A 23,131-nucleotide genomic window follows, 5' to 3' on the forward strand; every position below is an offset into this window, starting at 1 on the left:
GGCGAACGCGGTAGGTCAGATACATCAATGTTGACTGACACTGCGCTTTCGCCAGCAAGCCGGCTCCTACAAGGGGATTTGCGGTGAGTCAGATGATCAGCGTCGAACGCCTGGCCGGTTTTGGAGCCGATCACATTGTTCTGTAGCAGTCGATAAATCCATGTCTTCGGACTAGCTCAAACTCACATGCCGACTCAACAGCGCCCGCAATGCCGCAGGCTTCACCGGTTTGGCCAGGTATTCCAGTCCCGCCGCGTGCACCTGCGCCACCAGCTCGGGCCTTCCGTCGGCGCTGATCAACACGCCGGGCACCGGTTCGCCCAGTTGTGTGCGCAGCCAGGCCATCAGCTCGGTGCCGGTCTCGCCATGGTCCAGGTGGTAATCCACCAAGGCCAGATGCGGACGAATGCCGTCCTCGATCAGGGTCTGGCATTCCTCGCGATTGCGCGCTGTCCACACCTGGCAACCCCAGCGGCTGAGCAGGCTGTTCATGCCGATCAGGATGCTGTCTTCGTTGTCGATGCATAACACCCGCGTGCCATTGAGCGCGGCGCGCTGCGGCTCGACGCTGGCAGGTGGCGGCAGGATTTGACTTCGGGCCAGCGGCACGGTGACGCTGAACACGCTACCTTCACCGGGCCAGGACCGTACCTGAAGCGTGTGACCCAGCACCCGACACAAACCATCGGCAATCGCCAGGCCCAGCCCAAGGCCTTTTTCAGCGCGTGTCTGGTGACTGTCAAGACGCTTGAATTCTTCGAAAATCACCTGACGCTTGTCCTCCGGGATCCCAGGCCCGCGATCCCACACCTCCAGACTCAGGTGCATCCCCTTGCGCCGCACCCCCAGCAAAATCGACCCCTTGGCATAACGGACGGCGTTGGTCAGGAAATTCTGCAGCACCCGGCGCAGCAGCTTTATATCGCTGGCAACCCGCAATTGACTGCCACGTACGCGGAAACTCAGGCCCTGTTCCTGAGCCAGTGCCTTGAACTCGGCGCCCAAGGTGTCGAACAGATTGTTGAGCGGAAAAGGCGCGATGGTCGGATTGAATTTGCCGTTTTCCAAGCGGGAAATATCCAGCAAGTCGGTGATCAAGTCCTCGGCCGAGCGCAACGAACTGTCCAGGTGCTGAATGAGTGTTTGTGCTTCATCGGGGATGTTGTCATCGATGTGAAGCAGCGCGGCCGAAAACAGTCGCGCGGCGTTCATCGGTTGCATCAGGTCATGACTGACAGCGGCAAGGAAGCGGGTCTTCGACTGGTTGGCCGCTTCAGCGTGTGCCTTGGCTTCGGTGAGGGCAACGTTAAGTTGCGACAGCTCGCGGGTGCGCTCGGCGACGCGCTGCTCCAGGCTTTCATTGACGCCCTTGAGCGCCTGCTCGGCTTCTCGGAAAGCGGTGATGTCGGTGAAACTCATGACGAAACCGCCCCCTGGCATCGGGTTGCCGATCAACTCAATCACCCGACCATTGGGAAACAGCCGCTCGGAAGTGTGGGCGCGACCCTGACGCATCCAGTGCAGGCGCCTGGCGACGTGCACCTCGGCTTCGCCCGGTCCGAGCAATCCGCGCTCGGCGTTGTAGCGAATGATGTCGGCGATGGGGCGACCGACGCTGATCAACCCTTCCGGGTAATTGAACAGCTCCAGATAGCGGTCGTTCCACGCCACCAGCTTCAGCGACTGGTCGACGACGCTGATGCCTTGAGTGATGTTCTCGATAGCGCCTTGCAGCAGGGCGCGGTTGAACTGCAATACCTCGGAGGCTTCGTCGGCGATGCGCACCACATCGTCGAGCTGCATGTCGCGGCCTTCGATGGCGGCCTTGACCACTGCGCGGGTCGAAGACGTGCCGAGCACACCAGCCAGCAGTCGCTCGGTATGGGCAATCCATTCGCCGTTGGCGTTCTGGTTCGGGTTGAAGCCTTTGCCCTGACGATAGGCAAAGCGGATGAAGCTTTGCTGCGCGCGTTCCTCGCCGACAAAGCGCGCCGAGAGCTTGAGCAGGTCTTCGATCTGCACCGATAGCAGCGAGCGATTGTTGGGTCGCGCCTGCAACTCCTGACCAATGAACCGGCCCGCCTGCCAGTGCTCCGAAACCCGGGTGCGCGACAGCAGCGAAACCCAGACGAACAAGATGAAGTTGCCGGCCATCGACAGCACCACGCCCTGGGTCAGCGGGGTGATCGGCAGGTTGAGCGGATTGCCGTGCAGCCACGCCAGTAGCGGAAAGCTGCTCAGCGACCAGCCCATGCTGTGGGCGGTCAGCGGCAGCACCAGGGTGTAGAACCAGATGAACACACCCGCCGCCAGGCCTGCGAATACGCCTCGGCGGTTGGCCGGCTTCCAGTACAAGGCGCCGATCATGGCCGGGGTCAGCTGGGTGATGGCGGCAAAGGCGATCTGGCCGATGGTCGCCAGACTCGCCGTCGAGCCGAGCAGACGGTAACTGACATAGGCCAGCAACAAAATCACCACGATGCTGACCCGACGCACCGAGAGCATCCAGTAGCGGAACACTTCGAACGGACGCTCTGCAGTTTTGCGCCGCAACAGCCAGGGCAACAGCATGTCGTTGGAGACCATGGTCGACAGGGCGACGCTGGCGACGATCACCATGCCCGTTGCTGCCGACGCGCCGCCGATAAACGCCAACAGTGCCAGCGCAGGGTGGGAATGGGCCAGCGGCACGCTGATTACGAAGGAGTCCGGCAGCACCGAACCCGGCAGCAGCATTTGCCCGGCCAGCGCGATGGGGACCACGAACAACCCGGCCAGCAGCAGGTAGGTCGGGAATACCCATTTCGCCAGTCGCAGATCCTGCGGCTCGATGTTCTCGACCACCGTCACGTGGAATTGCCGGGGCAGGCAGACGATCGCCATCATTGCGACGCCGGTCTGCACCACCATCGAAGGCCAATTGATCGTCTCTTTCCAATACGCTTCCAGGCGCGGCGCGAGCATCGCCTGGTTGAACAGATCGTCGAACCCGTCATACAGGCCGAAGGTCACGAACACGCCGACGGCCATGAAGGCCAACAGCTTGACCAGTGACTCGAAAGCGATCGCCAGGACCATGCCGCGGTGGTGTTCGGTGGCATCCAGGTTGCGCGTGCCGAAAACGATGGTGAACAGCGCCAGCACCAGCGACACGATCAACGCCGTGTCTTGCGCACGCGTGCCTGTGGCGTCGGCGCCCGCGCCGATCAAAATGTTCACGCCCAGCACGATGCCTTTGAGTTGCAGGGCGATGTAGGGCAGTACGCCGATCAGACAGATCAGCGCGACGACCACGGCCAGCGTCTGAGATTTCCCATAGCGTGCGGCGATGAAGTCGGCAATGGAGGTGATGTTTTCCTGCTTGCTGATCAGCACCATTTTCTGCAGTACCCAGGGCGCCAGTACCATCATCACGATGGGCCCCAGGTAGATCGGCAGGAACGACCACAATTGCTCGGCGGCCTGGCCCACAGCGCCGAAGAAAGTCCAACTGGTGCAGTAGACCGCCAGCGACAGGCTGTACACCCACGCACGCAATCGCGGCGGCAAGGCACCGCTGCGACGATCGCCATAGAAGGCAATGGCGAACATGATGGCCATATAGGCCAAGGCGACAGCAGCAATCAGCCCGCTGGACAGCGACATGGGAACTCCAGACTCAGACAAATAACATTTGCGCTGCGATCCTTCGCAGGCCAGACAGTCTCGCACGCCGGATGACATTCGTCTGTTTCGACCAAGGTCTGAGCGGCGTGGTGTCGCAGGGGATTACCGATCAGAAGAGCCTGTCGCAGATTTCATTGACATGCAGCTTTGGACAAGTTCGAGGGATCGCGAAGCAGGAAATTCGTATATCTGCAAAATCTATGAGGCATAACGAAAATACCCGCTTAATAGATATCAGCGCCCCCCGTAACATGGGTAGCACCTCACACGAGGACAGGAGCGACCCATGAGCCACAGTCTTTTCATTGCGAACAAACCCTTCAGCCAACTGACCCATCCGCGGGAAGTCATTCGCCAATTCACCCCCAACTGGTTTGCCGCGACCATGGGCACCGGGATTCTTTCGGCGGTGCTGACGCAGCTCCCGGTTCACATCCCTGGTCTGTATCAGCTCGCCGAAGCGCTATGGATGTTGAACATCGTTCTGTTCCTGACCTTCAGTTTTCTTTACTCCGCGCGTTGGGTGATGTTCTTCGATGAGGCGCGGCGGATCTTCGGGCATTCGACGGTTTCGATGTTCTTCGGCACGATTCCCATGGGCCTGGCTACGATCATCAATGGCCTGTTGACCTTTGGCCTGCCGCGCTGGGGGGATGGCGTATTCGCCCTGGCCGAGACGATGTGGTGGCTGGATGTGGTGATGTCGCTGGCTTGCGGGACGCTGATTCCGTTCATGATGTTCACCCGCCAGGAACATCGCATCGACCAGATGACCGCCGTCTGGCTGTTACCCGTGGTTGCGGCGGAAGTCGCGGCGGTCAGCGGTGGCCTGCTGGCGCCGCATCTGGCCGACAGTCACAGCCGATTCAGTGTGCTCATCACCAGTTATGTGCTGTGGGGATTGTCGGTGCCGGTGGCGTTCAGCATTCTGACCATCCTGTTGTTGCGCATGGCATTGCACAAACTGCCCCACGAAAGCATGGCGGCGTCGAGCTGGCTGGCGCTGGGTCCGATCAGCACCGGGGCGTTTGGATTGATCATCCTCGGCGCCGACTCGCCGGCGATTTTTGCTGATCATGGCTTGCGCGGGGCAGGGGAGATTGCCTCAGGGTTGGGGTTGATCGCGGGTATCGTTCTCTGGGGCGTCGGCGTGTGGTGGCTATTGATTGCCGGGTTGATCACCGCCCGCTATCTACGCACCGGCATCCCGTTCAACCTCGGTTGGTGGGGGTTCACCTTCCCGCTGGGGGTGTTTGCCTTGACCACGTTGAAGCTGGGGGCTGTATTGAGTCTGGGGTTCTTTGCGGTCTTCGGCAGTCTGTCGGTGGCAGGCTTGGCAGCGTTGTGGCTGGTGGTCATGAAACGTACGGTGGTGGGGGCTTATAAAGGAGCGCTTTTCGTTTCGCCGTGTATTGCCGGTCTAAAGCGCTGACTGCTTCCTCTTGTTCGCACGGCATCAAACTGTGGGAGCGAATTCATTCACCAGTGGCACGTTCAGTCGATGCATCTCTATCGCCTGACTTATTTTTCGCGAATAGATTGCTCCCACAGCGGGCCGAGTTGGTCGTGCGACAGCGCGGCGCGTTAACGGCGAGACGGCTCCATAGATGTGCCTATCGACAGGCATGCCGGTTACGTCTTCAATGTGGCTCGGATCGAAACTCCAGCGTTCCAATCCTCAAAGCCGACAGCGGCGCCATTCAGGACCACGTTTGATGAGTCAGTCGCAGTTCAATCTGTTGAAAAAACGGCGTTTCCTGCCGTTCTTCGTGACCCAGTCCCTGGGGGCATTCAACGACAACATCTTCAAGCAATCGCTGATCCTCGCCATTCTCTACAGGCTGACCATCGACGGCGACCGGTCGATCTACGTCAACCTGTGCGCGTTGTTGTTCATATTGCCGTTCTTCCTGTTTTCGGCGTTGGCCGGGCAGTTTGGCGAGAAGTATCCCAAAGACCGGTTGATCCGCATGATCAAGGTGCTGGAAATCGGCATCATGGTGCTCGGTGCGGTGGGCTTTCTCTTCGAACACCTTTCGTTGATGCTCGCGGCGCTGTTCGCCATGGGCACCCACTCGGCGCTGTTCGGCCCGGTGAAATACTCGATCCTGCCGCAACACTTGCATGAGAACGAACTGGTGGGCGGCAACGGGCTAGTGGAAATGGGCACCTTCCTGGCGATTCTGGCCGGAACCATCGGTGCCGGGATCATGATGTCCGCCACGCATTACGCGCCCGTCGTTTCCACCGCCATGGTGCTGGTGGCCTGCCTGGGTTATCTGGCCAGTCGCGGTATTCCAGCGGCGGCCGCCGCCGACCCTGGCATGCGTCTGAACTGGAACATTTTCAGCGAGTCCTGGGCCACGCTGAAGCTGGGTCTGGGGCAGACCAAAGCCGTGTCGCGCTCGATCGTCGGCAACTCGTGGTTCTGGTTCGTCGGCGCGATCTACCTGACGCAGATTCCAGCCTACGCCAAGGAATTTCTCTACGGCGATGAAACCGTCGTTACCCTGATTCTTACCGTGTTTTCCATCGGCATCGCCGCAGGCTCGATGCTCTGCGAGCGGCTGTCGGGGCGCAAAGTGGAAATCGGCCTGGTGCCGTTTGGTTCGATGGGGCTGACCGTGTTCGGGCTGTTGCTGTGGTGGCACTCGGGGGGCTTCCCGCAGAACGTTCAGGCCAACAACTGGCTTGCGGTTCTCGGATACGGGCAAGCGTGGTGGGTGCTGCTGGATATTCTCGGCATTGGCATCTTCGGTGGCTTCTACATCGTGCCGCTGTATGCGCTGATCCAGTCGCGCACGCCAGAGAAAGAGCGCTCGCGGGTGATCGCCTCGAACAACATCCTCAACGCGCTGTTCATGGTGGTGTCGGCTATCGTGTCGATCATCTTCCTCAGCGTGGTGAAGCTGTCGATCCCGCAGCTGTTTCTCGTCGTGTCGCTGATGAACATCGCGGTCAACACCTACATCTTCAAGATCGTGCCTGAATTCACCATGCGCTTCATGATCTGGCTGCTCAGCCACTCCATGTACCGCGTCGAGCATCGCGACCTCGAACAGATTCCTGATGAGGGTGCGGCGTTGTTGGTCTGCAACCACGTGTCCTTCGTCGATGCGCTGCTGATCGCGGGTTCAGTGCGTCGGCCGATCCGCTTCGTCATGTACTACAAGATCTTCAACCTGCCGGTGCTCAACTTCATCTTCCGCACCGCTGGCGCGATCCCGATTGCCGGGCGCGGCGAGGACCTGCTGATCTACGATCAGGCGTTCAAGCGCATCGCTGAATACCTGAAGGAAGGCGAACTGGTGTGCATCTTTCCGGAGGGAAAACTGACCACCGACGGCGAGATCGATGAGTTCAAAGGCGGCATGACCCGCGTGCTGGAATTAAACGACGTGCCGGTGATCCCCCTGGCATTGCAGGGACTGTGGGGCAGCTTCTTCAGTCGGGATCCCGACAAAGGCGTGTTTCGCCGACTATGGTCGCGGGTGACACTGGTGGCCGGGCCGGCGATTTCGGGGGATGATTCGCAGCCGGCGCTGGTGCGTGAGCGGGTGGCGGAGCTTCGGGGCGCGGTGCGGTGATAAAAGCACCGAGATTTCAGTGCAGTCATGCGGTTCTCTGTGGGAGCGAATTCATTCGCGAAAAATCTGGCAGGCGATAGAGATATATCGATCCTGCCGGCCAATCGCGAATGAATTCGCTCCCACAGTGGTTTGGGCGGTGCAGGCGGTATCAATGTTGACTGAGCGCCGTTATCGCCAGTAAGCCGGCTTTATAAAGCGATGCTTGTAGTTAAGTTCAAAGATGTCCGTCGGTGGTTTCTTGTGATGGTTGTAGGACTTTTCTGATTTTTTTTTGATGGCTGCCTATAACCTTTTTCTCACTGCCCTGGCGCAATAGATTCGTCCGCTTCTCTATCGACTTGGATGAAGATCCTAATGATCGTACCTCCTGCACCCGAAGGGGTTTCGCTGTATGGAAATATGAGCATCGCTCGCCAGATGAGATTGGTTGCCACGATCCCCTCAAGAAGCACATCTTTGGTTTTATAGCCGAGTGAGAAATGGCGGCCCCTGGGATTTCAAAAAAAAGAGGGGAAGACAATTTGAACAATTCGGAAATTTTCATTATGGAACAGTCGGAACCTGCGCAGGATACTCAGAGTTTGTTCTCCATCGAGCAGCCGGTGCCGCCCAGTTCAGGGCAGGGACTACGGCCCCGGAAGTAACCTGGGTGAATTGGTTTACATATCCTTTTGGGGACGATAAGAATGATCAGGAAATGATTGCGGAGGGCATCAAGTATGCAAACACGCGCGCCTGGTAAATGGGTATTCAGATGTTTGCTCTCGCTCTGTGCTTTACAGGCAATTTGGATTCTGCTCAACTATAAGTTTACAGCCGAGTTGTCGGAGATCATCCAGCGTTATCCCGTCGGAGATAAAGCAATGGTTTATGTAGTTCTCAGCGATTCAGGAGGCGCGACGGTTCCATTCACTTATCATTATTTTGTGCATCGCTCGATAGAAGACGACGGTCTGGCACTAGAGTCTCTTCGGGAGAATGCTACAGCGTTCTTGATCACCCGCGATCATGATGCTCAAACGACGGTCTTTGGTAATCAGGTGAAGATAGCTGTTAAAAGGCAAATTTATCACTTTCACAATCCAGCAATTGTTAGATTCGACGACGATTATTTAGCGGTTGATGTCTGGCTGGACGCGCAAATCGATTACAAAAATAATGGTTAGATATATAACGCATTCAAATAGAAACGCTCCCATGCAGTACCGAGTTCGTTGCTAGCGCCCCCAAGCGAGACTCTAACAATCTTGCTGGGTAATGATGGTGGGCTAGGGGACTCCCGAGCTTAGCCCACCACCATCACTATGCATCGAGCGCTTTTAGTACTCTTACTGCGCTGCAGGCTTCCTCTGCGTTTCAGCCTCGACATCCGGCTCCATCTTCCTGAAATACGTCGAAAGCAGCGCCCCCGAGATGTTGTGCCACACGCTGAACAACGCGCTGGGCACGGCCGCCAGGGGCGAGAAGTGCGCTGCAGCGAGTGCCGCGCCGAGGCCGGAGTTCTGCATGCCGACCTCCAGCGACAGCGACTTGCGCTGGGCCAGGGGCAGTTTGAACAGCTTGCCGGTGAAGTAGCCCAACAGAAAACCGAAGCTGTTGTGCAGGATCACCACAGCCATGATGAGCAGGCCCGATTCAGCGATCTTCGCCTGACTGGCCGCGACCACCGCGCAGACGATCATCACGATGCTGACCACCGAAATCAGCGGCAGCACGTCCACGGCGTATCGCACCTTCTCGCCAAGCAGACGCTGCGCGACCACCCCGAGCACAATCGGCAGCATGACGAATTGCAGGATCGACCAGAACATCTCCATGAAGGATACCGGCAGCCACGCCGAGGCCAGCAGCCAGATCAGTGCCGGAGTCAGCAGCGGGGCGAGGAGGGTGGTGACAGCGGCGATGGCCACCGAGAGCGCCAGATCCCCTTTGGCCAGCCAGGTCATCACGTTGGACGACGTGCCGCTCGGACAGCATCCGACCAGAATCACGCCCACTGCGATTTCCGCTGGCAGGTGAAACACCTGGCACAGCAACCAGGCAACACCCGGCATGATCACGAAGTGCGCGACCACCCCCAGCGCCACGCGCCATGGATGACGCACGACTTCGGAAAAGTCGTCCAGCTTGAGAGTCAGTCCCATGCCGAACATGACCAGCCCCAATAGCGGCACGATCAGGGTCTTCAGGCTGATGAACCAGCTTGGGAACAGGAACGCCAGCACGGCGAACAGCAGCACCCAGTACGCGAAGGTATTACCGACAAAACGACTCAATGCAGCCAGTGCACGCATGGCTTGCTCCTTTTATTGTGGGGTGAACCGGGTACGCAAACTGTAGGAGCCGCCGGGATGGCGCTCCACCTTGCTGGCGAACCGCAGTATGTCAGCCACTGTTCATGTCGCTTACACAACGGGTTTCGCCTGCAAGTCGGCTCCTAGGGGGCAGTCGATCAGATACCTTGTGGAATCTCTTCGCCACCCAATGCTTCAAACAACTCTGGCAAAAACTCGCCGAAGGTCAGCATCATCAGGGTGAAGCTGGCGTCCAGCTGACCGAGTGCATCGTCGCCACCATTCTGCTCGGCTTCGTCCTGCAGCAAATCTTCGAACTTCAGGCGCTTGACGCTCAGCTTGTCGTCCAGCACGAACGACAGCTTGTCCTGCCAGGCCAGCGACAGTTGCGTCACGACTTTGCCGGTACTCAGGTGCAGTTGGATCTCGTCGCTGGTCAGGTCCTGACGCTTGCACTTGACGATGCCGCCGTCTTCGTGGGTATCGCGCAATTCGCATTCGTCGAGGACGAAGAAGTTCTCGGCAGTCTGACCGGACTTGACCCACTCGGTCATGATCGCGGTCGGTGCGGTTTTCACGGTCACCGGGCGCACGGGCAGCGAGCCGACCACTTCACGCAAGGTCGACAGCAGGTCTTCGGCGCGTTTCGGGCTGGAAGCGTTGACCAGAATCAAGCCTTGCTTTGGCGCGATGGCAGCGAAGGTCGACGAGCGACGAATGAACGCGCGCGGCAGGAAGGCCTGAATGATTTCGTCCTTCAGCTGATCGCGTTCCTTTTTATAGACCTTGCGCATCTGCTCGGTCTCGATCTCTTCTACTTTCTCTTTAAGTGCATCATTGACCACGCTGCCCGGCAGGATACGTTCTTCCTTGCGCGCTGAGATCAGCATGAAATCACCGCTGACATGCACCAGCGGTGCGTCTTCGCCCTTGCCGAACGGGGCGATGAAACCGTAAGTGGTCAACTCCTGGCTGGCACAAGCGCGCGCGGGCTTGGTCGCCAATGCGGTTTCCAGCGCCTCGGCGTCAAATGGCAGGTCCTGGGTCAGGCGATAGACAAGCAGGTTTTTGAACCACATGGGGGTACATCTCTCCTTTATACAAAGGGGGGCATTATTCGCTGCCGTGACCCTGCGGCCAACCCTGATGTAAGCCTTTGGTGGGATTATAAAAATTATTTGAAAAAGTGCTTGCCAGAGATTTGATCGCTCCGTAGAATGCGCGCCACACCGAGAGACAAGGGTGATTAGCTCAGCCGGGAGAGCATCTGCCTTACAAGCAGAGGGTCGGCGGTTCGATCCCGTCATCACCCACCACTCGTTGAAAGGTGTTACGCGCAGCGGTAGTTCAGTCGGTTAGAATACCGGCCTGTCACGCCGGGGGTCGCGGGTTCGAGTCCCGTCCGCTGCGCCATATTGAGTTATGAGGCCCTTGAACTCCTCGTAACGACAAAGAAAGCGACCTTAGGGTCGCTTTTTTTGTGCCTGCGATTTGGCGACGACACACCTCGATCTGCTTGTGATTCTGGCCGGTCAATCAATCGCACCGGCCATCCCCGCAATCCCATTGTCGAGCCTTTCAGCCAGATCCCGCTTGAACCGGCCCACAGCTGGCGCGATGTTCGAACCAGGTCGGCAGAATGACCGCCTCGCTGGCGTGCGGTACTTCCAACTGCTTGAGCAGCAGTTCAGCCGCGCGCTTACCCAACAAGACGTTGTCGCGCATTACCGTGGCGATGGGTGGTTCGAACAAACGGCTCAGCGCCACGTCGTCGCAGCAAATCAGTGACAGTTCGCTGCCTAATGCCACGCCTCGACGGCGGATGACACGTAGCGCCCCTTCAAGCAATTGATTGCCGCCCAGAATCACCGCCGTGGGAGCAGGGCTTGAATCCAGCAGCCGTTCCATCGCCTCTTCGCCATGTTCCACGGACAAAGTACCTGAATCGATCAGAAGGTCAGGCTCAAGGCCAAGGTTGCGATAGCTGTCTTCGACTGCCCGCACGCGCTCGCGAGTCGGGCGCACGTCGCGACCTACGATCAGGCCCAAACACCGATGCCCTAACTCAAGTAGCGTGCGGGTCGCTTCACTCACCCCCGAATAGTGGTCCGACAGCACGTAATGAGCATTGATCGTCGTGGGCAGGCTGCGATCAATCACTACCAACGGCGTTTCGCTTCGTTGCAGCAGCGCCAGCGTGGCGGGGTCGTCTTCCAGGGCGGGCAGCAGAATCAGGCCATCGACCTGACGCTGCTGAAGCAATTCGATGCGTTGGGCATCGACGCTGGGCTCACCGCCGGAATTGGTCAGGAGGATGGAAAAACCGGCCGACGTCAGCACACTTTCCGCGCCGCTGACAATGGACGATAGCAGCGGGTTGGTGATGTCCGAACAGACGAAACCTATTGAGCGGCTGGAGCGCCGACGCAGGCTTTGAGCCAAAAGATTCGGCGTGTAGCCCAACTGCCTCGCGGCCTCCATCACCCGCTCGGTCATTTTTGCGCTGGAGCCGGGTTGCCCGGACAGTACTCGCGATACCGATGCGATTCCCACACCCGCCAGTTCTGCCACTTCACGAATGCCCGACCGCCCACCGCTTGCAGTGTTCTTACTCATCAAAATCCTTTCAGCCGATTAGCACTTGACGTTCGGCCATGTTCCTTTTATGGTTTGGAAACGTTTCCGGAAACGTTTCCAAAATGATTTTCGACGACGTGATCATAGCAGAACGAACATGTGCCAAGTGTCCGCGCTGCTCATCAAGCATCCGTCAAGCGGCCTCACGCATTCATTGAAGAGGCAGCGCGACCCAAGCCCATCCATCGCTAGACCCTCGAAAACTATAAAAAGGGGCTCATCGTGGAATCATCAAGCCAGACGCCGGAAACACGGCGAGCGGTACGCAACACTATCCTCAGCGCCATCGTCGGCACAGCCGTCGAATGGTACGACTTCTACCTGTACGCGACAGCGGCAGCGACCCTGTTCAACAAATTGTTCTTCCCCTCGTTCGACCATCTGGTCGGCACGTTGCTGGCTTTTGCCAGCTTCGCCATCGGCTTTTTCGTCCGCCCATTGGGCAGCGTGTTTTTCGGACGCATGGGCGACCGAATCGGCCGCAAGAAAGTGCTGATTATCACGCTGTTGTTGATGGGTGGCTCGACCACGCTGATGGGGTTGCTGCCAACCTACGCGATGGTCGGCATCTGGGCGCCAATCCTGCTGACTGTACTTCGCGCACTGCAGGGGCTGGGCTCTGGCGCCGAATATGCCGGAGCGGTGCTGATGGTGGTGGAACATGCACCACCGGGACGCCGCGGCCTGTACGGGGCGATGCCTTATATGGGCGTGGCGCTGGGTCTGCTGATGTCTCTGGCCACGTTCAATCTGTCTTCGCATCTGTCGCAGGATGCCTTCGAAGAGTGGGGCTGGCGTATCCCGTTTCTGCTCAGCGCGGTGGTGGTCGCATTGGGCATGCTGCTGCGCTCGACCCTCAAGGAATCACCGATCTTCGAGGACCTCAAACGCCGCAAGGCGGTGGTCAAGGCGCCGATCCGGGAAGTGTTTCGCACCTCGCTGCGTCCGATTCTGTGCGCCTGGGGAGCACGCCTGGGCGATAACTCACTGGCGTATATCTACGAATCGTTCGTCATTGTGTACGTCGTTCAGCAACTGCACATGGCGCGCAGCACGATTGTCACCGCGCTGATGTTCAGCACCGCGGCGCAGTTTCTCACAGTGCCGCTTTTTGGTTGGCTGTCGGACAAGGTCGGTCGCAAGCCGGTGTACATGGGCGGGGCGATTTTGTCCGGGCTTGCGATCTTTCCGTTTTTCAAACTGCTGCAGACCCAGGATCTGGTGTGGATCTACGCGGGCCTGTTCCTCGTCTCTTCGGTGGCCAAGACCATGATGACCTCGGCGCAAAGCCCATGGCTGGCGGAAATGTTCCCGTCACGCATCCGCTACACAGGGTTTTCGCTGGCCCGAGAAGTGACTTCGCCGATTTCCGGCGGTATCGCGCCAATGATCGCCGTTGGCTTGTTGTCCATCGGCGATGGCTCGCCCCATCTGGTGTCGATCTACGTGGTCGTACTGGCGGTCATCACAGCGTTCTCGGTGTTCATGGGACCGGAAACCGTCAATCGCGATTTGCGCGACGGGGCTGCCGCCGATGAAGCCAATACGGCGGCAGTCGAGGGTGGGCCGAAGATTTATCCAGCGCCTTCCAGCCGTCCGTAACTGACAAAAATATTGATAGAAGCGAGAGAAACCATGCGAATTACCAAAGTCGAAGCATTGCACGTCGGTCAATTCATGTACGCCCGGGTCGAAACCGATAGCGGTCTGGTGGGCGTGGGTGAGGCGGGGGCCTGGGGGCACATTGAGGCGTCCGGTGCCGCCATTCGCCGTTTTGCCGAGTACCTGGAGGGCAAGCCGGCCTTCGATATCGAGCATCACTGGAACGTCATGCACCGGTTCAGTTATTTCCAGGGGCTGGCGATCAATGCGGCGATTTCTGCCATCGACATAGCGTTGTGGGACATCAAGGGACAAGCTCTGAACGTGCCGATCTATGAATTGCTCGGCGGCGCAGTGCGCAAAAAAGCGCGGATTTACGGCCACATCTACGAGAGCTCCATCGAGAAAATCCTCGAAGAGTGCAAAGCCAAAATGGACGCAGGGTTCACCGCCTTTGGCCATTTGAATCCGTTCCTGGACGAGGGCAACGACCAGGTCTACTTCAAGACCCACATCCGCAAGATGCGCGATGCCATCGATAACGTGCGACGGATGCGTGAGGTGGTGGGTGACCGGGTCGATTTGTTGATCGAATTGCACCGGCGTCTGACGCCTGCCGAGGCGATTACCTTCACCCGTGGCATCGAGGAATATCATCCGATGTTCGTCGAGGATCCTATTCGCCCGGAAGGGCCCGATGCGATGGCGCGGGTCGCCGACAAGATCCATGTGCCCATCGCCACCGGCGAGCGCTTTTCTACGATTTACGAATTTCAAGCGCTGCTCAGTCGTAACGCAGTGGAATACGCAAGGGTCGATTTGTGCCTGTGTGGTGGCATAACCGGAGCACGCAAGGTCGCCGCCATGGCCGAGGCACATCATGTTCAGATCGTGCCGCACAACCCGCTGTCGCCCATCGGGTTGGCGGCCTGTCTGCAACTGGCGGCGGCTGTGCCGAATTTCGCGATCCAGGAATACGCGACAGGATTCGAGGCGGGTATTTTCGAATCCCGTCCCGAGCATCTGGGCAGCAACATCGTCGATAAAGTGCCATTGCCGCTCAATGGCTTTGTCGACATTCCGAGCGGTCCCGGTCTTGGGATGACGCTGCTGCCCGATGCTCAGCGCATCCGCCCGCCGCTGTCGAAGCCGATCAGCATGCGGCCGCATTTCGATGGATTCGTAGTGGATCAATAAGTCAGTCGCAGCCATTTGACGTGAACCTCAAGCAGCAGGGCAGCCGAATTCGGCCCTTGCTGCTCGCAGCTCAAGTGTCCCGGCTGGTCTTGATACCCTCAAGCCTTTCGGCCTGCATAGACTCCCTGGTGCAGGGTCTACTCACCCCACATCGACTTCCACCACATCCCCCGCCAGTCGCACCGGCCAGGTCCGCAATCTCAATGCCGGGTCCTCCAGACACGTGCCATCCTCCAGCCGGTAATGCTGCTTATACAGCGGCGACGCAATCACCAGATCGCCCGCCAGGCTGCCTATCAACCCCCGACCGATTACATTCACGCCGGACACCGGATCGCGGTTGTCCACGGCAAACAGCTGCGGCGTGCCGCTGATGCAGGCTACGTAGAACAGCGCCACCTGCACGTTACCTACCAGCGCCACCACGCCGGAGTTGAGCACCAGGTCTTGACGGGCGCACACCGCGCGCCAGGCTTGGGTGTGCGTCATGTCCTTCATAAGCGCGTTGGCGTGGCTCATCGTGCGATCTCCTCGACGGGAATAAGGTTGAGTTCATGGGGCCGCGCCGGGCGACGCTGGCTGCGTTCCTTGACGAAATGAATGTCCGGGTCGGCGCTCTTGTCGTTGACGAAGGTGCGGAAGCGCTTGAGCTTTTCCGGGCTCTTCAGCGCGTTGGCCCACTCACATTCATAACGATCGACCACCAGCTGCATTTGTTCCTCCAGTTCGACGGCCAGCCCCAGGCTGTCGTCGATGACTACGGCTTTCAAGTAATCCAACCCGCCCTCCAGCGACTCGCGCCAGACCGACGTGCGCTGCAGCTTGTCGGCGGTGCGGATGTAGAGCATCAGCACCCGGTCGATATAGCGAATCAATGTTTCGTCATCCAGGTCGGTGGCGAACAGCTCGGCGTGGCGCGGGCGCATGCCGCCGTTGCCGCAGACGTACAGGTTCCAACCGTTTTCGGTAGCGATCACGCCGATGTCCTTGCTTTGCGCCTCGGCGCATTCGCGGGTGCAGCCAGAAACCGCGAACTTCAATTTGTGCGGCGAGCGCAGGCCCTTGTAGCGATCCTCGATGTTCAGCGCCATCTGTACGCTGTCCTGCACGCCATAGCGACACCAGGTGCTGCCGACACAGGATTTCACTGTGCGCGTCGATTTGCCGTACGCATGCCCGGTCTCGAAACCGGCGGCGATCAGCTCGGCCCAGATGTCCGGCAATTCGTGCAACTGCGCGCCGAACAGGTCGATACGCTGCCCGCCGGTAATCTTGGTGTACAGGTCGTATTTCTTCGCCACGGCGCCAATGGCGATCAAGCCGTCCGGGGTGATTTCACCCGCCGGAATCCGCGGGACCACCGAGTAGGTACCGTTCTTCTGCATGTTGGCCATGAAGGTGTCATTGGTGTCCTGCAACGGCACCAGGGACGGGTCCATGATCGGCTTGTTCCAGCACGACGCAAGGATCGATCCGATAGCCGGTTTGCAGATGTCGCAACCGAGATGGCCTTTGCCGTGACGGGCGAACATGTCCTCGAAGCTTTCGATTTTTTCCACGCGAGCGAAGGCGTACAGCTCCTGACGGGTGAAGGCGAAGTGCTCGCACAGGCTCTTGTCCACAGCGACACCCCGCGCGGTCAGTTCATGCTCGAACACACTTTTGAGTAGTGCCGAGCAGCCACCGCAGCCGGTCGCCGCTTTGGTACAGGCCTTAATGCCTGCGAGATCGGTACAGCCGCCATCGATGGCCGAGCAGATCGCACCTTTGCTGACGTTATGGCAGGAGCAGATGGTCGCGGTGGCGGGTAGCGCATCGGCGCCGAGCGTGGGTGCGCCTTCGCTGTGGGGCAGGATCAGGCTCGATGGATCGGCAGGCAGCTTGATGCCGTTCTGCGCATATTGCAGCAGGGTGTCGTAATAGCTGTTGTCGCCAACCAGCACCGCGCCGAGTACCTGTTTACCATCGGCGGACACCACCAGACGCCGATAGCTGCCGGTGGCCTCGTCGATGAAGCGATAGCTGCGGGCGCCTGTCAGCGCGCCGTGGGCATCGCCGATCGAGCCTACGTCGACGCCGAGCAGCTTGAGTTTGGTCGACATGTCGGCGCCGAAGAATGGCTCGGCGTCCAAATCGCACAACTGAGCCGCGACATTGCGCGCCATCTGATAACCCGGCGCTACCAGGCCGAACACGCTGCCGTTCCAGGCCGCGCATTCGCCAATGGCAAAGATGTCGGCATCGCTGGTGCGACAGTGCTCATCGATGGCGATGCCGCCGCGTGGGCCCAGCTCCAGCTCGCATTGGCGGGCGAGGGCGTCTTGCGGCCGGATGCCTGCGGAGAACACGATCAGATCGGTTTCGAGAAATTCATCACCGGCGAAGTTCATCCGGTAGCGATAGTCCTCGCCTTGGGTGATCGACTGGGTTGCGCGCGACAGATGTACGCCGACGCCCAGGGCTTCGATGCGCGCCTTCAAGGCTGCGCCACCATGGTCGTCCAGTTGCACCGGCATCAAACGCGGGGCGAATTCGACCACATGGGCTTCAAGCCCCAGCGACTTCAGTGCATTGGCCGCCTCGAGACCTAGCAAGCCGCCACCGACGACCACGCCACGTTTGGCCTGGCTCGCCGCAGCGCGGATGGTGTCCAGGTCATCTAGCGTGCGATACACCAGCCGCGAATGGCCTTCGGCGCCCTCGATCGGTGGCACGAAGGGGTAGGAACCGGTCGCCAGCACCAGCTTGTCGTAGCCAAAACAGCCCTTGGATGTGATTACCTCACGGCGGGCGCGGTCGATTTCCAGCACCGGGACGCCCAGGTGCAGCGTCAGACCGGCTTGCTCATATAAGGCTGCGTCGCTCAGGGCCAGCGATTCGGCATCCCGTCCGCCGAAGTATTCGGACAGGTGAACGCGGTCATAGGCGCGCTGGCCTTCCTCGCCAAAGACGTGAATGCGATAGCGCGTAAGGGCACCGCCAGCGATCAGTTGCTCGACGCAGTGGTGACCGACCATCCCGTTACCGACGACGATCAGAGTTTGCACATCATCAAGAGGGGCGACAGTGGTGTTCATATCGAGTCCCGGCCAAAGCCAATCAGGTTTTTGAAAGCAAAAAAAAGGCGCCCGGAACCTCTCGGTTCCAGGCGCCTTTGCCTGTTCTTTTATGGGTTGTCACTCGACCACATTGTCGGCAGCAACCTGCGAGCCCATTGCCTTGTAGGGCAGGCGATCGTCGTTGATCGACCCGGGCCGCCAACCGTATGTAGAGGCTGGACTGGATTGAGGTGAAGCAACGGGTGTGCCAGCTAGGGGCGCTCTCCCAATCTTCATGGCTGACGCAGAGCCGTGCTTTTTGGTTCTGTCCGACGGGCGTAGGAGCAAGCTTGCTCGCGAACTGGCGCGAAGCGGCAGCAATTCAGCCACCTTGGTCGCAGCAGGCAGACCGCGTTTGCCGGGTTTGCTGCCGGTTCGCGGCAGATCGTCAGCAAGCCGACTCCTACGCCCTCCGGGCAGAAGCGGGCAGATGGTGGGTCAATAAAGGGGCAAAAACAGTGCGAATCGGGCGCCGTTCGCCCCAATCTGTTGCAGTTAGGCTCGCCGGCGGGAGCCGCTCTGAATACTCCAACGCCGCCAATCCGTGCCGCTACAGCCCATGTCATTGACGCTGGCCTGCGGTTTGCAACGACCCTGTTACAGGCAGTCAACGCCGATTGCCATCTTCACGACAAAGGCGCCGTGTGCTCCCCGTTTTTTATTAAGCGGTGGGGAACAGGGCGTCTTTTTTTGGCTTCGGGAAAGTGGATATGGCGAGCAACAGCGTGCGGAGTGTGTGTCCTTATTGCGGTGTCGGCTGCGGCATCGTCATGCAGGTCGAAAACAATCGGGTGATCAAGGTCACCGGCGACAAGACCCATCCGACCAACTTCGGTCGCCTATGTACCAAAGGCACAACCTGCGGCCAGGCCATCGCCGAATCGGGGCGTATGGAATCGGCGTACCTGCGTCATCAGCGCAACCAGGATCCGGTGCGCACCGGCATCGATATCGCCATCAGCGAAACCGCACAGCGCCTGCGCGCGATCCTTGATCGCGAAGGCCCCGATGCGCTGGCGTTTTACGTTTCCGGGCAGATGTCCCTGGAAGCGCAATACCTGACCAACAAACTCGCCAAGGGCTTCGTGCGCACCCCCAACATCGAGTCCAACTCGCGGCTGTGCATGGCCAGTGCCGGGAGCGGCTACAAACTTTCGTTGGGCTCCGACGGCCCGCCGGGTTCTTACGACGACTTCGACAAGGCCGACCTGTTCTTCGTGATCGGCGCGAATATGGCCGACTGTCACCCGATCCTGTTCCTGCGCATGATGGATCGGGTCAAGGCCGGGGCGAAGCTGATCGTCGTCGACCCCCGGCGCAGCGCCACGGCGGACAAGGCCAGCCTGTTTCTGCAGATCAAACCCGGCACCGATCTGGCGTTGCTCAATGGCCTGTTGCACCTGTTGCTGGAAAGCGGCGACATCGACGCAGACTTCATCGCTTCGTACACCCAGGGCTGGGATGCCATGCCCGACTTCCTCGCCGATTATTTCCCCGCCAACGTGGCGCAAATCACCGGTCTGGCAGAAGCAGATATTCGTCAGGCCGCGCAGATGATCGGCCAGGCACCGGAGTGGATGAGCTGCTGGACCATGGGCCTGAACCAAAGCACCCACGGCACTTGGAATACCAACGCGCTGTGCAATTTGCATCTGGCGACCGGGAAAATCTGCCGCCCCGGCAGCGGTCCGTTTTCCCTCACAGGCCAGCCCAATGCCATGGGCGGCAGGGAAATGGGCTACATGGGGCCGGGACTTCCCGGACAGCGCTCGGTGCTGGCACAAGCGGATCGCAGCTATATAGAAGAAATGTGGTCGATCCCCCACGGCTCTCTCGGGCAGAAATCCGGTGGTGGCACCATCGATATGTTCAAGCAGATGCGCGCTGGCACGATCAAGGCTTGCTGGATCATCTGCACCAACCCGGTCGCCAGCGTCGCCAACCGCGCCTCAGTCATCGAAGGGTTGCAGGCCGCCGAGCTGGTGATCACCCAGGATGCCTTCCTCGACACTGAAACCAACCGCTACGCCGACATCCTGTTACCCGGCGCGCTGTGGGCCGAAGCCGAAGGCGTGATGATCAATTCCGAGCGCAATCTGAACCTGACGCAAAAAGCGGTCGATGCGCCGGGCGACGCCTTGCCCGATTGGCAGATCATCGCCCGCGTGGCCTGTGAAATGGGCTTCGCCGAGGCTTTCACTTACCGCTCGGCCGAGGATGTCTTCGAGGAAATCAAACAGGCGTGGAATCCGAAAACCGGCTACGACATCCGCGGCGCCAGTTATGCGCGGCTGCGTGAAGGGTCCCTGCAATGGCCCTGCGCACCCGACTCCGACGCCGCGCGCAATCCGATTCGTTACCTCAACGATGGGACAAGTCAGACCCTGAAACTGGATGAGCGAGGCCAGCGTCCAGCCATCGTGTTCGCCACCGAGAACGGCAAGGCAGTCTTTCTGCCGCGCCCGCACATGCCGCCTGCCGAGATGCCCGGCGAAGACTTTCCGATGGTGCTCAACACCGGCCGCGTACAGCATCATTGGCACACCCTGACCAAGACCGGCAAAGTCGCGACCCTGAACAGACTTAACCCCGGGCCTTTCATAGAAATACACCCGGACGATGCCACCGCTCTTGGCATCGCCGCCAAGGACGCGGTCGAAGTGCGCTCGGCAAGAGGACGCGCCGTGCTGCCGGCGGTGGTCACCGATCGAGTGCGGCCGGGTAACTGTTTCGCGCCGTTTCATTGGAACGATGTGTACGGTGAGAACCTGGCAATCAACGCCGTCACCAGCGACGCCGTCGACCCGGTCTCGCAACAGCCCGAATTCAAATTCTGTGCGGTGGCGCTGCGCAAACTCGACCTGATCGGCCATCGTTTTCTTGAAACACCCGAGGCTGCGGATCAAGCCTCGGACCCCGTGCCGCCGACCGTCCTGCATACCAAGGAGCCTGCTATGTCGCGTCTCGCTGCCTTTGCTCGAATCACCGGTATCGCGCAGGTGCCTGCCCCGGAACTGAATGATCAGCAGCGCACCTGGCTATCTGGTTTTTTCACCGCACTGCAATCGGCCCCTGCCGATGATGTGCCGGTGCTGCCTCAATCGGCGCCATTTGCCGACGGTACGCGGTCATGGCTCGATGGGCTGCTGGCAGGCCTGTTCAATCGCAGCGCAAATGAGCTGTCGGCGGCGGCCCAGGAGAGTCCCGTCCCGGCTCAGAGCAAGGCCGATCTGACGTTGCTCTGGGCCTCGCAGACCGGTAATGCCGAAGCGCTGGCGCAACGCTTCGGTAACCGCTTGCGTGAGTCCGGTATCGCCGTGACGGTCAGCGACATGGCGGCATTTTCAGCGGAGCAGCTAGACAAGGTCGGCAATCTGGCACTCATCAGCAGCACCTTCGGAGACGGCGACGCGCCGGATAATGGCCAACCGTTCTGGTCCTTTCTCAGCAGCCGTCAGGCGCGTCTTGAGTCGCTGCGCTACGCGGTGCTGGCACTGGGCGATCCCAACTATGATCAGTTCTGCCAGCATGGCAAAAACCTCGATCAGCGGCTGCAAGCGCTGGGTGCCTCGCCGTTGCTGCCCAGGCTTGATTGCGACACCGATTATGAGGTGCCCGCCGACGCCTGGCTGGACAAGTTACAGCGCGCGCTGACAGTGGACTCAACCTCGTCGAGCGTTGAACCCAGGCCTGCCACGGCCTTGGCTGAGGTGCCCAGTCGTGCGCGACCTCTGTCGTCGAAGCTGGTCATCAACAACCGTCTGAACGGCGCAGGCTCAAGCAAGGACACACGGCAGCTCGCGCTGAGTCTGGGTGGCAGCGCGATGAAATATGAAGCGGGTGACGCGCTGGGCGTCTGGCCGCGCAATTGCCCGGCGCTGGTGGACGAATTGCTGACGCTGACCGGGCTGAATGGCGAGCACGTCGTGCAGGTCGATAAAGTCGGTGAAATGCCGCTGCATCGGGCCCTGACCGAGCACTACGAAATCGCCCGGGCACACCGTGACACGTTAAATCTGATCGCAGAGCGCAGCCGTCATCCTGAACTGCAGACGCTGCTTGCCGAGGCGAACAAGGACGCATTGAAGGACTGGCTGTGGGGGCGGCAGTTGGCGGATGTGCTGCAGGCCTGCAAAACCCAGTGTCAGCCTCAGGAATTGCTTGACTCGCTGAAGCGATTGCAACCGCGTCTGTACTCCATCGCTTCCAGTTCCAAGGCGCATCCGCATGAGGTACACCTGACGGTTTCCACCGTGCGTTACGGCAAACGAAAAGGGGTATCGTCGACGTTTCTCGCCGATCGCGCCGATGACGGCCAAGTGCCGATCTTCCTGCAACCGACCCGCCACTTTCGCCCGCCCGCCGATGGTGACGTGCCGATGATCATGATCGGACCGGGTACTGGCGTAGCGCCGTTTCGCGCGTTTCTGCAGGAGCGGCGAATGCGTGGAGATCGCGGGCGCAACTGGCTGTTCTTTGGTGAGCAACACGCGGCGAGTGATTTCTATTACCGCGATGAGCTGCAAGGGATGCACAAGGACGGACTGCTGACCCGTTTGAGTCTGGCGTTTTCCCGGGATCAGGCGGAAAAGGTCTACGTCCAACATCGCATCCGGCAGCAGGGCGCCGAAGTATGGAGCTGGTTGCAGGAAGGCGCTCAGCTTTATATCTGTGGCGACGCCACCTACATGGCCAAAGACGTTGATCAGGCGCTGCGCCAGGTCATCAGTGAGCACGGTGGCCTGAGTGCGGAAGATGCCGCTGAGCATTTGCGTTATCTGGCCGAGCAGAAGCGGTATGTGCGGGATGTTTATTGAATCTTCATCGACACCGCCGGAGCGAGCTTACCCGCGATCGTGTTCTGTCAGACGTCCTGGCGGTTACTGGCGAATGCATCGCGGGCGAGCGCGCTCATACAACGGATATGGCGATCGAATGATTTTTGCCGAGCGCCTGAACCCAAACTGAACGGTTTTCTCGATCAAACGAGAAAACCTTTTGATACCTGAACTTATCTGCCTTTTCCCCCTCTCATGCCGGTAGCCAT

The 23,131-nt window shown here is 59.5% G+C and carries 13 protein-coding genes and 2 tRNA genes; 9 read left to right on the plus strand and 6 right to left on the minus strand.

Features of this window, described 5'->3' with window-relative positions:
* Positions 1-171: 171 nt before the first annotated feature.
* Positions 172-3,645, minus strand: a complete 3,474-nt coding sequence (locus ACRER8_RS07830) for a hybrid sensor histidine kinase/response regulator (protein WP_431745771.1) — start codon at positions 3,643-3,645, stop codon at positions 172-174.
* Positions 3,646-3,952: 307 nt separating this feature from the next.
* On the opposite strand from ACRER8_RS07830, the gene ACRER8_RS07835 reads away from it, so the two are divergent.
* The 4 genes from ACRER8_RS07835 to ACRER8_RS07850 all read left to right on the plus strand — a co-directional run bounded on the left by ACRER8_RS07835 (position 3,953) and on the right by ACRER8_RS07850 (position 8,422).
* Positions 3,953-5,098, plus strand: coding sequence for a TDT family transporter (locus tag ACRER8_RS07835; RefSeq protein ID WP_431745772.1), 1,146 nt, complete (start codon positions 3,953-3,955; stop codon positions 5,096-5,098).
* A 280-nt stretch (positions 5,099-5,378) separates the two neighbouring features.
* The gene (locus ACRER8_RS07840) at positions 5,379-7,253 is read left to right on the plus strand and encodes an MFS transporter (RefSeq protein WP_431745773.1); all 1,875 of its coding nucleotides are present in this window, start codon (positions 5,379-5,381) and stop codon (positions 7,251-7,253) included.
* Between the two features lie 475 nt (positions 7,254-7,728).
* Positions 7,729-7,998 carry a polymorphic toxin type 44 domain-containing protein gene (locus ACRER8_RS07845; RefSeq protein WP_431745839.1) on the plus strand — a complete coding sequence of 90 codons (270 nt, stop codon included), beginning with the start codon at positions 7,729-7,731 and terminating at the stop codon, positions 7,996-7,998.
* Positions 7,976-8,422, plus strand: coding sequence for a hypothetical protein (locus tag ACRER8_RS07850; RefSeq protein ID WP_431745774.1), 447 nt, complete (start codon positions 7,976-7,978; stop codon positions 8,420-8,422). Before ACRER8_RS07845 ends, ACRER8_RS07850 begins: the two co-directional genes overlap by 23 nt.
* A 162-nt stretch (positions 8,423-8,584) precedes the next feature.
* On the opposite strand, the gene ACRER8_RS07855 is transcribed toward ACRER8_RS07850, so the two are convergent.
* Together ACRER8_RS07855 and rdgC are read right to left on the minus strand one after the other, a co-directional pair.
* The gene (locus tag ACRER8_RS07855; RefSeq protein WP_431745775.1) at positions 8,585-9,550 is read right to left on the minus strand and encodes a bile acid:sodium symporter family protein; all 966 of its coding nucleotides are present in this window, start codon (positions 9,548-9,550) and stop codon (positions 8,585-8,587) included.
* Between the two features lie 158 nt (positions 9,551-9,708).
* Positions 9,709-10,629, minus strand: coding sequence for a recombination-associated protein RdgC (rdgC, locus tag ACRER8_RS07860; RefSeq protein ID WP_431745776.1), 921 nt, complete (start codon positions 10,627-10,629; stop codon positions 9,709-9,711).
* Between the two features lie 161 nt (positions 10,630-10,790).
* Between rdgC and ACRER8_RS07865 the strand changes: the two genes are divergently transcribed.
* Together ACRER8_RS07865 and ACRER8_RS07870 are read left to right on the plus strand one after the other, a co-directional pair.
* Positions 10,791-10,866 (plus strand) — tRNA-Val (locus ACRER8_RS07865).
* Between the two features lie 20 nt (positions 10,867-10,886).
* Positions 10,887-10,963: transfer RNA gene (locus tag ACRER8_RS07870), tRNA-Asp, on the plus strand.
* Positions 10,964-11,128: 165 nt separating this feature from the next.
* Here ACRER8_RS07870 and ACRER8_RS07875 read toward each other — a convergent pair.
* Positions 11,129-12,166, minus strand: coding sequence for a LacI family DNA-binding transcriptional regulator (locus tag ACRER8_RS07875; RefSeq protein ID WP_431745777.1), 1,038 nt, complete (start codon positions 12,164-12,166; stop codon positions 11,129-11,131).
* 243 nt (positions 12,167-12,409) lie between these two features.
* Between ACRER8_RS07875 and ACRER8_RS07880 the strand changes: the two genes are divergently transcribed.
* Entirely contained in the window at positions 12,410-13,789 is a 1,380-nt protein-coding gene (locus ACRER8_RS07880) for an MFS transporter (RefSeq protein ID WP_431745778.1), read from the plus strand.
* Between the two features lie 33 nt (positions 13,790-13,822).
* Positions 13,823-14,986 carry a mandelate racemase/muconate lactonizing enzyme family protein gene (locus ACRER8_RS07885; protein ID WP_431745779.1) on the plus strand — a complete coding sequence of 388 codons (1,164 nt, stop codon included), beginning with the start codon at positions 13,823-13,825 and terminating at the stop codon, positions 14,984-14,986.
* A 141-nt stretch (positions 14,987-15,127) separates the two neighbouring features.
* Here ACRER8_RS07885 and nirD read toward each other — a convergent pair whose 3' ends face one another.
* Both nirD and nirB read right to left on the minus strand, forming a co-directional pair.
* Positions 15,128-15,505 carry a nitrite reductase small subunit NirD gene (nirD, locus tag ACRER8_RS07890; protein WP_431745780.1) on the minus strand — a complete coding sequence of 126 codons (378 nt, stop codon included), beginning with the start codon at positions 15,503-15,505 and terminating at the stop codon, positions 15,128-15,130.
* Entirely contained in the window at positions 15,502-18,063 is a 2,562-nt protein-coding gene (nirB, locus tag ACRER8_RS07895; protein WP_431745781.1) for a nitrite reductase large subunit NirB, read from the minus strand. Before nirB ends, nirD begins: the two co-directional genes overlap by 4 nt.
* Before the next feature lie 731 nt (positions 18,064-18,794).
* Here nirB and ACRER8_RS07900 point away from each other — a divergent pair.
* Positions 18,795-22,901: a molybdopterin-dependent oxidoreductase gene (locus ACRER8_RS07900; RefSeq protein ID WP_431745782.1), complete on the plus strand. Its 4,107-nt coding sequence runs from the start codon at positions 18,795-18,797 to the stop codon at positions 22,899-22,901.
* Positions 22,902-23,131 lie beyond the last annotated feature (230 nt).

It is taken from the genome of Pseudomonas sp. (assembly GCF_050739935.1).
In the GTDB taxonomy this organism is placed as follows: domain Bacteria; phylum Pseudomonadota; class Gammaproteobacteria; order Pseudomonadales; family Pseudomonadaceae; genus Aquipseudomonas.

Coding starts and splice junctions, on each gene's coding strand:
- ACRER8_RS07830 (WP_431745771.1), bottom strand. CDS start 3,645: ATGTCGCTGTCCAGCGGGCTGATTGCTGCTGTCGCCTTGGCCTATATG.
- ACRER8_RS07835 (WP_431745772.1), top strand. CDS start 3,953: ATGAGCCACAGTCTTTTCATTGCGAACAAACCCTTCAGCCAACTGACC.
- ACRER8_RS07850 (WP_431745774.1), top strand. CDS start 7,976: ATGCAAACACGCGCGCCTGGTAAATGGGTATTCAGATGTTTGCTCTCG.
- ACRER8_RS07855 (WP_431745775.1), bottom strand. CDS start 9,550: ATGCGTGCACTGGCTGCATTGAGTCGTTTTGTCGGTAATACCTTCGCG.
- rdgC (WP_431745776.1), bottom strand. CDS start 10,629: ATGTGGTTCAAAAACCTGCTTGTCTATCGCCTGACCCAGGACCTGCCA.
- ACRER8_RS07875 (WP_431745777.1), bottom strand. CDS start 12,166: ATGAGTAAGAACACTGCAAGCGGTGGGCGGTCGGGCATTCGTGAAGTG.
- ACRER8_RS07885 (WP_431745779.1), top strand. CDS start 13,823: ATGCGAATTACCAAAGTCGAAGCATTGCACGTCGGTCAATTCATGTAC.
- nirD (WP_431745780.1), bottom strand. CDS start 15,505: ATGAGCCACGCCAACGCGCTTATGAAGGACATGACGCACACCCAAGCC.
- nirB (WP_431745781.1), bottom strand. CDS start 18,063: ATGAACACCACTGTCGCCCCTCTTGATGATGTGCAAACTCTGATCGTC.
- ACRER8_RS07900 (WP_431745782.1), top strand. CDS start 18,795: ATGGCGAGCAACAGCGTGCGGAGTGTGTGTCCTTATTGCGGTGTCGGC.